Source organism: Kribbella sp. VKM Ac-2571 (assembly GCF_004362255.1).
Classification (GTDB): domain Bacteria; phylum Actinomycetota; class Actinomycetes; order Propionibacteriales; family Kribbellaceae; genus Kribbella; species Kribbella pratensis.
On the sequence record NZ_SNWS01000016.1, the window covers coordinates 176874 to 188734 of the forward strand.

The following is an 11861-nucleotide window of genomic DNA, read 5'->3' on the forward strand; positions in this document are numbered from 1 at the left end:
AATCTCCCTTACTTGAGCCCGGTACTCGACACGGACTGGACGAAGTACCGCTGGAAGCCGGCGATGACGACCAGCGGGATGAGGGTGAGGACCACGGCGCCCGCGAATACGAGACCGTAGTCGGTGAAGTTCTGGCCCTGCAGGTTGGACAGCGCGACCGGGCCGAGGATGTGCTTCGCGTCAGTGCCGATCAGCAGCGGCCAGACGTACGCCTGCCACTGGAAGAGGAACAGCATCAAGCCGGCGCCGATCAACGCGGGCTTCGACAGCGGCAGGTAGATCCAGCGGAACACTCCGAACCACCCCAACCCGTCGAGGCGCCCGGCCTCGACCAGCTCGGCCGGGATGCCGAGGAAGAACTGCCGCAGCAGGAAGATCGCCATCCCGTTACCGATCCCCGGCAGCACCAGACCCGCGAACGTGTTGGTCAGGTGCCAATCCCGGAACATCGTCGACAGCGGGATCGCGATCGCGTCGAACGGCACCAGAAAGCTCAGTACGACGATGCCGAAGACCAGCCCACGCCCGCGGAACTGGAACGCCGCCAGCCCGAACGCCGCGGTCGCGCAGACCGCGAGACCGATGACGACCGTGGCCGCGCTGACCAGGATCGAGTTGAGCGTCGCGCGGCCGATCGCGCTGTTCAGTAGGGCGGAGTAGTTGGTGAGAGTGGGACGCAGCTCGAGGAACGTCTGCCAGGACAGCGGATTGAGGTTGGCGAACGTCTCCGAGCCGGGGCGCAGCGAGTTCGTCACGACCCACAGCAAGGGCAGGAAGAACAGGATGCCGACGACGCCGCCGAGCACCGAGAGGCTGACGCGCTTCACTCGTCACCTCGCAGCAGCCGGAACTGCCCGGCCACGATCGCCAGCGTGAGCGCGACCAGGATGACGACCTCGGCCTGGGCGACGTGAATGTCGCCGATCGCGTACGCGCGGCTGTAGACGTCGTACATCAGCAGGTTGCTGTTGCCGTTCGGGCCACCCTTGGTGAGGATCTGCACCGGCGCGAACACGAGCAGGTTCGACACCGTGTCGGCAACCAGGACGAACGCCAGCGGACGACGTACCAGCGGAAGGACGACGGACACCATCCGGCGCCACGGACCCGCGCCGTCGAGGAGCGCGGCTTCGCGGACCTCTTCCGGCACCTCCTGGATGCCCGCGATCAGGAACAGCATCCAGTACCCGACGCCGATCCACGACAGCAGGACGATCAGCGACGGCAGCACCTGGCTCGGCGAGGTGAGGAACGGCTGCGCGGGCAGGCCGAGCCGTTCGAGGACGCCGTTCGCGAGGCCGTCCGGCCGGTAGATGACGCTCCAGATCACTGCCGACACCGCAGGCGGGGTGGCTATCGGCAGGATGACCAGCGTGCGCCAGAGCTTCGCACCCGCGGCCCGCTGGGTGAAGAGGACCGCGAGCAGGAACGAGACCGCGACCTGGATCGGGTTCACCAGCACGGTGAACAGCAGCGTCACGCCGACCGACTGCCGGAAGTCCTTGTTCGACAGCAGATCCGTGTAGTTGCCCAGGCCCGCGAACACCCGCCCGCCGCGCAGCAGGCTCTCGGTGTAGAAGCTCTCGACCACGGCCGAGATCGCCGGGACGATCCGCAGTACGGCGAGACACACCAGCGCGGGCGCCAGGAAGGCGAGGGCGATCAGCCCCTGCCGCTGCCTCACTTGATTGGCCTCATTTGATGGACCGCCAGGCGTCAGTGAGCTGCCGGGTCGCCTCCTGCAACCGCGCGTCCGAGTTGGTCCCGTTGCGGATGTCCGCGAACGCCTTGCCCATGACTTCCTCGAACTGGATGTACCCGACACTCACCGGCCGCGACACCGCGGTGTGCTCACTCTCGTACGTCGTGATCGCGGCGGCACCGGCCGTCTTGGCGCCGGAGAACTTGTCCATCTGCGGTGTGTACTGCTGCTGCGCCTCGAGGTTCGCCGGGATGATCGTCGTCGTACTCGTGGTGGCCAGGTTGCCGGCCGGGTCCAGCGTCGCGAACTCGACGAACTTGCGCGCCATCCCCTGCTGCTTCGACGCCGGGTTGATGCCGACCGACCACGAACCGGTCGGCGTGACCGGCTTGCCGCCCTGGAAGTACGGCATCGGGGCGACGCCCCAGTCGACCTTCGAGCTGCCGAAGATCTTCAGGTCCCACGGACCGCCGACGAAGAACGCGACGTCACCGGCCGCGAACACCGGGCCGGTCTGGAACCCGCCGATGCCGCGCGGCGACAGTCCGCTCGCGAACGTAGCGCCGTACCACTGCATCGCCTTCTTCCAGCCGTCGGTCTCGACCGCCGGAGTGAGTGCGTCGTCGCCCTCGATGCCGGATCCGCCGCCGAGCGACTCGGCCAGTGGCTGCAGCTGGTAGTACGCCTCGGGCTGCTCCAGGAACAGCCCGTACTTCGTGCCGCCCGACTGCATCGCCTTCCGGCCGGCGGCCTCGACCTGCTCCCAGGTCCAGCGCTGCTCCGGGTCCGCGGTCGGCGGCGTCACCTTGGCCTTGGCGAGCGCGGTCTTGTTGTAGAAGAGGAACTGCGTCGAGTTCCACATCGGCAACGACCACAGCTTGTCGCGGAAGTGGTTGGTCTTGTACGCCGTAGTGCTGAAGGACGTCTTCACCTTGGCGTCGACGTCGCTGAGATCGGTGAGGAAACCCTTCGCGGCGAGCTGTGAGACCCGCGGTTCGTCGACCGTGTAGACGTCGATCCCGGCGTCCTTCGCGCTCAGCCGCTGCTGCATGGTCGCGTTGAACTGGTCGAACGGGATCTGGGTGTAGGTCACCTTGATCCCGGGGTTCTTCGCCTCGAACGCCTTGATCACGGGCTGGTACGTCTCGGCGTTGTCGGTACCCGTGAACGTGATGGTCCCGGTCTCCGGACCGGGGTCGGCCGTCGCGCCGGCACCGGACGAGTCGTCGGGGGAACCGCCGCAACCGGCCAGCAGCAGGGCCGTGGCAACCGCCACGGCCGGAAGAGCGAAGAGGTTTCGCCGCACAGCGATCCCCTTTCCAGGCAGGAGAGGTCTAAGCGCTTAGACTCTAAGCGCTTAGATCTCGAGATGTCCAGGATCCGCGCAGCTTTCCGGAACATAGTTGGCGCCTGGTGCGAGAAAACTTCCGGAGACCCGCGGCGCTCCGGTCCCGAACGCACGAGCGCCTCCCACCGAGTGATGGGAGGCGCTCGACTCTGGTAGCCCCGACGGGATTCGAACCCGCGCTACCGCCTTGAGAGGGCGGCGTGCTAGGCCGCTACACAACGGGGCCAGAGGTGTGTCATCCGGACCTGGCGGCCCGGGCAACGAGGTTGAACTGTACCGATTTTCACCGGCGCGGTCCAATCCGCTGGGGTACTAGGACTCGAACCTAGACTAACTGAACCAGAATCAGACGGGCTGCCAATTACCCCATACCCCAAAGGCATTTCACTGGGTCGAGAGTTTGTTTCCGCCCTCATCAACCCGGCTCGGAGAGCTTACCCGAGGCAGGGACCGGACAGCAAAACGGGCCCCTCGCGGCGGGTTGTCACTCCCGTCACACCCGTCCCGGGCCGGCGACCGGCAGCGCGGTCAACGGCAGCTCGGAGGAGTTGGCCAGTTTCATCCGCCCGGACATCCACCACGCGATCGCGCCGAACGCCACGAACTTCACCACGTCGATCGTCACCAGCGGCCAGGGCGCGTCCTTCACGCCGAAGCTCGCCCCGACGGTGTTGGTCAGCGCCGCGAACACGAACGTCACCACGTTGTTCGCCGCGTGCGACGCGATGCCGGCCTCCAGACCGCCGGTCCGGATGACGAGCAGCCCTGCGACCAGACCGAACACGAGCCGGTCGACGAACAGCGCCGGGCTCTGCCACGGCCAGATCCCGTGCGCCGCGGTGAACAGCACCCCAGTGACGATCACGACCACCAGCGAGCTCCGCACGAACGACCCGACGGCCTGCAGCAGGTACCCGCGGAAGAAGTACTCCTCCCCCGCGGCCTGGATCGGCGAGGTCAGCAGCGTGATCGCGATGACCGCGATCGCATCCGGCGCCACACCGCCGCCGTGGCGTTCACCGGTGGCGAGCGGGACGTTGCCGACCTGGATGATCGCGAACGCCACCAACTCGAGCCCGACCGAGACCAGGGCGAACCAGGCCAGCGGACGCCACCGCAGCCGGCCGACCACCGACGACAGCAGGCCCGGAGTCTGCTTGTTCAGCGCACGGGCGACCAACACCGACAACGGGATCAAGGAGATCAGGGTCAGGTTGACGCCCAGCAACCCGAACCAAGACATCGTCCCCTCCGCGTCCTTGTGGATCGCGAGTTGCACGCCTTGGATCACGACGCCGGCGATCATCCAGCCGACCAGGATCGTGAACGAACCCAGTACGACGAACGCGCGTGGCGTGATGTCGTTGTCGAGGAGCCGCTGGTACGGCGTGGTCTGCTTGCTCATCACGTCGTACGGCGAGCGCGCTCGAGCCGGTGCAGGGACTTCTCCCGCCCGAGCAGTTCCAGTGACTCGAACAGCGGCGGCGAGATCCGGCGGCCGGAGATCGCCACCCGGACCGGACCGAACGCGTTCTTCGGCTTCAGGCCGAGCCCGTCGATCAGCGATGCCCGCAGCGCGGCCTCGATCGCCTCGGTCGTCCACTCGGTGTCCTCCAGGTCGGCCAGCGCCTTGGCGGCCGCGTCCAGTACGGCGTGCGCGTCGCCGGTCAGCACCTTCGCGGCAGCGTCCGGATCGACCCTGAACGCGTCCTCGTCGACGAACAGGAACCCGAGCATCTCGTCGGACTCCGACAGCGTGTTCATCCGCTCCTGCACGAGCGGTACGGCGGCCCGCAGTACCGCGAGCTGCTCCTCGGACGGCTGCTCCGCCAGCACGCCGGCCGCGGCCAGGAACGGGATCATCCGCTGCGCGAACTCCTCCTGCGGAAGCAGCCGCATGTGCGCGGCGTTGATCGCCTCGCACTTCTTCGGGTCGAAGCGGGCCGCGTTCGAGTTCACCTTGCGGATGTCGAACGCCTCGACCATCTCCGCCATCGTGAACACGTCCCGGTCCTCGGCGATCGACCAGCCCAGCAGCGCCAGGTAGTTCAGCAGCCCCTCGGGCAGGAACCCGCGCTCGACGTACTCCGTCAGCCCCGATCCCTTGTCCCGCTTGGACAGCCGCTTGTTGCCCTCGCCCATCACCATCGGCAGGTGCCCGAACCGCGGCGTCCGGCCGCTGCCGACGCCGATCTCCGCCAGCGCCTCGTACAGCGCGATCTGCCGCGGCGTCGACGGCAGCAGGTCCTCACCGCGGAGGATGTGGGTGATCTCCATCAGCGCGTCGTCGACCGGATTCACCAGCGGGTAGAGCGGGTAGCCGTTCGCCCGGACCAGGACGTAGTCGCCGAGGTTCTCCGGGAGGAACGTGATCTCGCCGCGGACCAGGTCGTCGAACACGATCGGGTGGTCCGGCATCCGCAGCCGCACCACGGTCCGCCGGCCTTCGTCGACGTACGCCTGGACCTGCTCGGGCGAGAGGTTGCGGCAGTGGCCGTCGTACCCGCTGTGCTGTCCGGCGGTGCGGGCCTCCTCGCGGCGCTGGTCGAGCTCCTCCTGCGAGCAGTAGCAGTGGTACGCCTTGCCGGCGGCCATCAGCTTCGCGACGACGTCGGCGTAGATGTCCATCCGCTCGGACTGCAGGTACGGGCCGAAATCGCCGCCGGCCTCGGGGCCCTCGTCCCAGTTCAGGCCGAGCCAGCGCAGCGCGTCGTACGTGTACCGGTAGCCCTCCTCGGTGTTCCGGGAGGTGTCGGTGTCCTCGATGCGGAGCACCAGCGTGCCGCCGAAATGCCGGGCGAAGGCCCAGTTGAACAGGGCGCTGCGGATGTTGCCGACGGTCAGCATGCCGGTCGGGGACGGCGGGAAGCGGACCCTGACGGCACTCGGTTCCAGATCGCCCAGTACGGCGTCAGTCACGCACGATCACCTTGTTCGTCAGGGTTCCGATTCCTTCGATGCTGACCGAGACCTCGTCACCGGGCAGCATCGGGCCAACGCCGGCCGGGGTGCCGGTCAGCACCACGTCACCGGGCAGCAGCGTGGTGAAGGAGGTGATGTAGGCCAGCACCTCGGGGATGTCGAAGATGAACTCCGACGTCCGCCCGTCCTGCTTGGGCTCGCCGTTCAGCTCGGTGCTGACCCGCAGGTCGGACACGTCGAGCTCGGTGCTGATCCACGGACCGAGCGGGCAGAACGTGTCGAAGCCCTTGGCCCGGGCCCACTGCCCGTCGCTCTTCTGCAGGTCGCGCGCGGTCACGTCGTTCGCGACCGTGTAGCCGAAGATCACCTCGTTGACCCGCTCCTTGGGCAGGTCCCGGCAGATCCGGCCGATCACGATCGCGAGCTCGCCCTCGAAGTGCAGATCATTGGTCTGCTCCGGGTAGACGATGCCGTCCCGCGGGCCGATCACGCTCGTGTTCGGCTTCAGGAAGATCAGCGGCGCTGTCGGTACGTCGTTGCCGAGCTCCGCGGCGTGCGCCGCGTAGTTGCGGCCGACGCAGACCACCTTGCTGCGCGGGATCACCGGCGCGAGCAGGCGGACGTCCGCGAGCTGCAGCTTCTCCCCGGTGAACTGCGCCGACCGGTAGAGCGGGTCCGAGTCGAGGACGTTGACAGTACCGACGAGGCCTTCGGGGTCGTCGGTCTCGACGACGCCGTACTTCGGCTCGTCGTCCACGGAGAATCTGGCGATACGCACGGGCCGAGCCTACCGGGGGTGCGGAGTGAGACAGTTAGCTGGTGACTGTTGAGATCCGCCTGGCCGTTCCCGCCGAGTACGACACGGTTGGCGAGCTGACCGTGGAGGCGTACTCACACGACGGTTTCGTTCGCGGTGAGTACGCGATGACGCTCCGTGCAGCCGCGGACCGGGCCGCGAAAGCGGAACTGTGGGTCGCGGCTGACTCGTCCGGTCTGCTGGGCTCTGTTACTTACTGTCCTGTCGGCTCGGTCTACCGCGAGATCGGCCGGGACGACGAGGGCGAGTTCCGGATGCTCGGCGTCGCGGCCCGCGCGCGGGGCCTGGGGATCGGGACCGCGCTGACCGAGCGCTGCATCTCGCGAACGCGTGAGCTCGGGCACCGGCGACTCGTCCTGAGCAGCGCCGTCTACATGACCACGGCGCACCGGATCTACGAGCGCCTCGGCTTCGTCCGCCTGCCTGAACGCGACTGGTCCCCCATCCCCGGCCTCGAGCTGTACGCGTTCGCCCTGGACCTATGAGCATCACGCTGCCCTTCGCCGAGTGGTCGTCGTACGCCGAGGATCACGCCGCGCGCGTCGACGTACTGCTGGCGGACCACCTGGAACGGCGGCGCCGCCGGGAAGCGCATCCGGTCGAGGACTTCCTCTTCACCTACTACCCGACGCGGCCGAACCAGCTCCGCGTCTGGCACCCGGGTCCTGGGATCCGCCTGGAAGACGCTGCGTCGTATCGCGATCGGCGCGGGTACGTCGTCGTCGACGGGACTGCCACGCTCGATCCGGCCGAGATCGAACGCCGCGCGGACAGCATCACGTGGATCCGCCGGCTGCTCGCATCGACGCTCGACCGGCCGGCCCAGTTCGGCTGCTTCGGTCTGCACGAGTGGGCGATGGTCTATCGGACTCCCGACGTACGGCATGCCGCCTGGTCGCTCCGGCTAGGTGCCGAGGGCACCGATCAGGTCGTGGAATCGCACAAGATCAGCTGTTCGCACTTCGACGCGTTCCGCTTCTTCACGACGCCTGCTCGTCCCCTGAACACCCTCCAGCCCGACCGCGAGTCCCAGCCCGCGTTGGAACAAGGCGGCTGCTTGCATGCGAACATGGATCTCTACAAGTGGGCGACCAAGCTGATGCCCTTCACGCCCAGCTCACTGCTCCTGGAGTGCTTCGAGCTCGCCCGCGACATCCGCACCCTCGACATGCGCGCATCGCCGTACGACCTGGCCCCCCTCGGCTACTCCCCCGTGCAGATCGAAACCCCTGAAGGCAAAGCGGAGTACACCGCCGCCCAACGCACCTTCGCCGACCGCGCCCGCCCACTCCGCGCGAAGCTGGTCGCCCTCTGCGACGAGCTGCTCCGCTAACCTCCCTGCATGGGAAAGATCGTCGCCATCGCGTTCGCCGTACTGCTCGTCGCGATCGGTGGGGTCTGGACGCTGCAAGGCCTCGGGTACCTCAAAGGCAGCTCGATGACCGGCAGCACCCTGTGGGCGACCGTCGGCCCGATCGTCGCGGCCCTCGGCGTTTCCTTGCTGTACGTCGCAATCCGCGGGCCTAGGAAGCGCTGACTCGCAGCACTGCCCACTGGTAGTGCATGACGCGGTCGTCGTCCCAGGTCGTCCACTGCTCCACCGCGCCGTACCGGCCGAGGACCTCGCGCAGTCCCTCGTCGCTGCGGATGCTGAAGAACCGGCCGGGACCGTAGCCCTTGCCGTCCTCCCAGACGTGTTCGTGTGCGCTGACGTCACCCCAGAGTCCGACAGCCAGTGGCGCTCCTGGGCGCAGTACCCGGATGATCTCCTGCAGCGCTTGGTCGAGATCTTCGTCGGCGACGTGCAGCAACGTGCTCATCGTCCAGCCTGCATCGAACGTCGCGTCGTCGAACGGCAGGTCGAGCACCGACGCCACCTCGGCGTGAAGCCCCAGCTCCCGGCAGGCCTCCACACTGGCCGGCGACAGGTCCACACCGGTGTAGCTGAACCCGGCCGCCGCGATCGCTTCTCCGTCGCGGCCGGGACCGCAGCCGAGCTCGAGGACCGTGTTGCGGCCTTCGGCGCGCAGTTGGTCGAGGTACGCCGTACGCCGGGTCACTCGCGGCTCGGGGAGGTCACGCTCGACACGATCCTGGATCTCGTTGGAGTAGTAGGTGATGAGGTCCTGCTCGCGTTCTGCGCGGCTCATGGCTTCGTGACCTTCAAGGCGAAGAGAAGTGGGATACGAGGCGCGGTGTCCGGGAGGCGCCACCAGCCGTTGGGGGTTTGTTGCATCGAGGGCCAGCGGGGCCATGGGAGTACCTCGGACTCGCGGAGGCTGGTGAGTTGGAAGCCTGCGTCGGCGAGTGTCGTGGTGATTTCGCCGAGGCCGTGGCGCCATTCGTAGCTGGTCTGCCGGCCGGGGACTTCGTCGCCGGTGTAGGTGACGGTGGAGTCGTGAGCGATCGGGCCGCGACCCTCCAGGTAGTCGGCGCGAAGAACCAGGTCTTCGGACTCGCCGGGCAGCGAGACCTCGCGGAGCGCGTTGAGCAGCGGGTGGAACTCGACGATGTAGAGGACGCCGCCGGGCTTGAGCAGGTCGCGGACGACCTCGGCCCACTGCTTCAGCTCGGGCAGGTAACAGAGCGCGCCCTTGCCGGTGTAGACGATGTCGAACTGCCGTCCGTCGACCGCGTCCAAGGCGTCGTACACATTGGCGTGCACGTAGTCGACCTCGACGCCAGCCTCCACCGCGATCCGCCGCGCGGCCTCCAGCGACTTCTCGGACAGGTCGAGTCCGCTGGTCCGCGCACCCCGCCGCGCGAACTCGATCGTCTCGGTTCCCAGGTGACACTGCAGATGCAGTACGTCGCGACCGTCGAGCGGACCGAGGTCCTCCCACTCGTAGTCGGCGAACCAGAACTCCGCGGGCCGGTCGTAGAACTCGCTCGCCGCGTGCAGCGGCGCCCGTGCGTTCCAGTCGGCCTGGTTGGCGGCCACCATCTGCTGCGTCTCAGCGTCGAGAGTCACAACCAGCAGTCTCTCCATCGCCGGGTTCAATCCAGGTTGTTTATCCACAGACCTTGTTCAAGGTTTGTGGATAAGCTTGAATAAGAGTATGGCCAGGGTTGAGTTGCACCGCTGGCCCGGGCACCCCGACGGGTTCACCCGGGCGGAGCGCCTGGGCGGGTCGTACGAGCTGTATTTCCCCGACCCGCTGGTCGGGCGTGCGTTCGACCTGTCCGACGACGTACTCGCAGTGCTCGAGGACGCCGCCGGCGATCTGGCCCGCCTGGACGCGACTGCCGCCGTGCTGACGAACAGCGAGGCGCTGGCGCGGTTGCTGCTGCGCGCCGAAGCGGTCGGTTCGTCGCACATCGAGGGACTCGTCGTCGGCGCGCGCAGGTTGCTGAAGGCCGACGTACTGCGAGATCGCACCAGCGACGTGACCGCCGAGGAAGTGCTCGGCGCGGTCGACGCGATGACGTGGGTGACCGAGTCCGTCCAGGCCGGGGAGAAGCTCGAGGTCGACCATCTGCTCGAGGCGCATCGCCGGTTGATGGCGCAGTCGCCGCACCCGGAGTACGGCGGCGAGATCCGCTACCTGCAGAACTGGATCGGCGGTCGCTCACCCGCCGAGGCGTACTACGTGCCGCCGCCGGCGCAGCTCATCCCCGAGCTACTGGCGGACCTGATGACGTTCGTCCGCGAGTCCGGGCTGCCGGTGCTGGCGAAGGCCGCGATCGCGCACGCGCAGTTCGAGACGATCCACCCGTTCGCCGACGGCAACGGCCGGACCGGGCGCGCGCTGATCCACCTGATCCTGCGCGCCGACGGCCTGATCACGCGCACCGTGCCACCGGTCTCGCTCTCGCTCGCGACCCACGCCGCGGAGTACGTCGAGACACTGACCGCCTTCCGGTACGTCGGACGCGCGACGACCGCGAAGGCCCGCGCGGCCGCGAACCCGTGGCTGCGGATGTTCGCGAAGGCCTGCACGCACGCGACCGCCGAAGCCGCGCGCTTCGAACGGAGCGCCGCAGACCTCAAGGCCGAATGGCGGGAACGCGCGGCGCCGGTCCGCGCCGGCTCCGCGGCCGAACTCCTGATCGAGGCACTGCCTGCCGCACCGGTCCTGACCCTCGCGGCCGCGGCACAGCTCATCGACCGGTCCCAGCAGGCCGCGAACCAGGGTCTCGCCCGGCTGGTCGAGACAGGCATCCTTCGCGAGATCACCGACGGGCGCCGGAACCGCGTCTACGAGGCGCCCGAACTGATCGACGCCTTCACGTTGCTGGAGCGTCGCTTCGCGAGCCCGGCCGCGGACACGCGGATCCAGGCGCCTAGCAGACCGGTCCCCGCGAGGCCAGAACCGACACGCTAGGGGGTTTGACTTTCCGGTCGCGATCGAGCAAGAATTCGAACACATGTTCGATCGTACAGGGGAGTTGTGATGCCGGAGGCGTTCGACTGGGACATCCTGCACCGGCCGTCGGCGATGGCGATGGTCCGCGGCCAGCTCGGTTTCAGCTGGATGGTGCTGTCCGGGCGGCTCGCCCAGTTGACCGACGAGCAGTACTTCTGGCGGCCGAGCAGTGAGGCACTCACCGTCGTACGGCGGCACTACACGGGGCGATTCCGGCCGCTCGGATCGGGCGAGTGGGTCGCGCAGTGGCCGGACGAGCCGGACCATCGCGGACCGCGGACGATCGCCTGGCTGATCGCACATCTGACCGAGATGTTCTTCGAGCGCTGGGAGTGGACGTTCGGCGAGAGCCGGCAGGGGCGGGCCGACATCACGCTGCACGGCAACGCCCGGGACGCGGTCGCCTGGCTGACCTACTGGGTCGAGGCCTGGCAGGACGCGATCGCCGGCCTGGACGAGGACGCCGCGATGACGATCGGCCTCAGTCAGGCCAACGAACTGGACGCCGCCGAGCCGTTCGGCCATGTCGTCCTGCGACTGAATCGCGAGCTGATCCATCACGGCTCGGAGATCATGACGCTCCAGGACCTCTATGCGGTCGCCGCGTGATTCGAGGGCGAGGACCACAAGATGTGCGACACGCGGCGTGGCGCTACCACAAGATCTAGAGCGATCCGCCTAGCATCACTACCACTGGTGGATCGT

The 11861-nt window shown here is 67.8% G+C and carries 13 protein-coding genes and 2 tRNA genes; 5 read left to right on the plus strand and 10 right to left on the minus strand.

Going from position 1 to position 11861, the window contains the following annotated elements; translation table 11 throughout:
* Positions 1-8: 8 nt before the first annotated feature.
* The 8 genes from EV651_RS30930 to EV651_RS30965 all read right to left on the minus strand — a co-directional run bounded on the left by EV651_RS30930 (position 9) and on the right by EV651_RS30965 (position 6750).
* Positions 9-827, minus strand: coding sequence for a carbohydrate ABC transporter permease (locus EV651_RS30930; protein WP_133788785.1), 819 nt, complete (start codon positions 825-827; stop codon positions 9-11).
* Positions 824-1684, minus strand: coding sequence for a carbohydrate ABC transporter permease (locus EV651_RS30935; RefSeq protein WP_202870586.1), 861 nt, complete (start codon positions 1682-1684; stop codon positions 824-826). Before EV651_RS30935 ends, EV651_RS30930 begins: the two co-directional genes overlap by 4 nt.
* Positions 1685-1694: 10 nt before the next feature.
* Positions 1695-3008 carry a sugar ABC transporter substrate-binding protein gene (locus EV651_RS30940; RefSeq protein WP_166658845.1) on the minus strand — a complete coding sequence of 438 codons (1314 nt, stop codon included), beginning with the start codon at positions 3006-3008 and terminating at the stop codon, positions 1695-1697.
* A 192-nt stretch (positions 3009-3200) separates the two neighbouring features.
* Positions 3201-3276: transfer RNA gene (locus tag EV651_RS30945), tRNA-Glu, on the minus strand.
* A 78-nt stretch (positions 3277-3354) separates the two neighbouring features.
* A tRNA-Gln gene (locus EV651_RS30950) sits at positions 3355-3426 on the minus strand.
* Between the two features lie 117 nt (positions 3427-3543).
* Positions 3544-4455 carry a CPBP family intramembrane glutamic endopeptidase gene (locus EV651_RS30955; protein ID WP_133788787.1) on the minus strand — a complete coding sequence of 304 codons (912 nt, stop codon included), beginning with the start codon at positions 4453-4455 and terminating at the stop codon, positions 3544-3546.
* Positions 4455-5969 (minus strand): glutamate--tRNA ligase, encoded by a 1515-nt coding sequence (gene gltX, locus EV651_RS30960; protein WP_133788788.1) that lies wholly within the window; start codon positions 5967-5969, stop codon positions 4455-4457. Before gltX ends, EV651_RS30955 begins: the two co-directional genes overlap by 1 nt.
* Positions 5962-6750, minus strand: coding sequence for a fumarylacetoacetate hydrolase family protein (locus tag EV651_RS30965; protein WP_133788789.1), 789 nt, complete (start codon positions 6748-6750; stop codon positions 5962-5964). Before EV651_RS30965 ends, gltX begins: the two co-directional genes overlap by 8 nt.
* Before the next feature lie 41 nt (positions 6751-6791).
* Here EV651_RS30965 and EV651_RS30970 point away from each other — a divergent pair, with 41 nt between their 5' ends.
* Genes EV651_RS30970 through EV651_RS30980 form a run of 3 tightly spaced genes read left to right on the plus strand, consistent with a single transcriptional unit; the run spans position 6792 to position 8326 of the window.
* On the plus strand, positions 6792-7274 hold the full coding sequence (locus EV651_RS30970) for a GNAT family N-acetyltransferase (RefSeq protein ID WP_238157294.1): 483 nt from the start codon (positions 6792-6794) through the stop codon (positions 7272-7274).
* The gene (locus EV651_RS30975; RefSeq protein ID WP_133788791.1) at positions 7271-8122 is read left to right on the plus strand and encodes a 3-methyladenine DNA glycosylase; all 852 of its coding nucleotides are present in this window, start codon (positions 7271-7273) and stop codon (positions 8120-8122) included. The genes EV651_RS30970 and EV651_RS30975 overlap by 4 nt, the downstream gene beginning before the upstream one ends.
* Before the next feature lie 9 nt (positions 8123-8131).
* Positions 8132-8326 (plus strand): hypothetical protein, encoded by a 195-nt coding sequence (locus EV651_RS30980; protein WP_131346816.1) that lies wholly within the window; start codon positions 8132-8134, stop codon positions 8324-8326.
* Here the strand turns inward: EV651_RS30980 and EV651_RS30985 are convergent.
* Positions 8313-8939 (minus strand): class I SAM-dependent methyltransferase, encoded by a 627-nt coding sequence (locus EV651_RS30985; RefSeq protein ID WP_166658846.1) that lies wholly within the window; start codon positions 8937-8939, stop codon positions 8313-8315. The two genes, EV651_RS30980 and EV651_RS30985, sit on opposite strands and share 14 nt — an antisense overlap.
* Entirely contained in the window at positions 8936-9760 is an 825-nt protein-coding gene (locus EV651_RS30990; RefSeq protein WP_133788793.1) for a class I SAM-dependent methyltransferase, read from the minus strand. The genes EV651_RS30985 and EV651_RS30990 overlap by 4 nt, the downstream gene beginning before the upstream one ends.
* A gap of 88 nt (positions 9761-9848) precedes the next feature.
* Between EV651_RS30990 and EV651_RS30995 the strand changes: the two genes are divergently transcribed.
* Complete coding sequence (locus EV651_RS30995) at positions 9849-11114, plus strand: Fic family protein (protein ID WP_133788794.1); 1266 nt, start codon at positions 9849-9851, stop codon at positions 11112-11114.
* 69 nt (positions 11115-11183) lie between these two features.
* Positions 11184-11765, plus strand: coding sequence for a DinB family protein (locus EV651_RS31000; RefSeq protein ID WP_133788795.1), 582 nt, complete (start codon positions 11184-11186; stop codon positions 11763-11765).
* Positions 11766-11861: the final 96 nt, after the last annotated feature.

Excerpts from the sequence above, each read along its gene's own strand:
- EV651_RS30955 (WP_133788787.1), bottom strand. The coding sequence starts at position 4,455 with ATGAGCAAGCAGACCACGCCGTACCAGCGGCTCCTCGACAACGACATC.
- EV651_RS30975 (WP_133788791.1), top strand. The coding sequence starts at position 7,271 with ATGAGCATCACGCTGCCCTTCGCCGAGTGGTCGTCGTACGCCGAGGAT.
- EV651_RS30980 (WP_131346816.1), top strand. The coding sequence starts at position 8,132 with ATGGGAAAGATCGTCGCCATCGCGTTCGCCGTACTGCTCGTCGCGATC.
- EV651_RS30985 (WP_166658846.1), bottom strand. The coding sequence starts at position 8,939 with ATGAGCCGCGCAGAACGCGAGCAGGACCTCATCACCTACTACTCCAAC.
- EV651_RS30995 (WP_133788794.1), top strand. The coding sequence starts at position 9,849 with ATGGCCAGGGTTGAGTTGCACCGCTGGCCCGGGCACCCCGACGGGTTC.
- EV651_RS31000 (WP_133788795.1), top strand. The coding sequence starts at position 11,184 with ATGCCGGAGGCGTTCGACTGGGACATCCTGCACCGGCCGTCGGCGATG.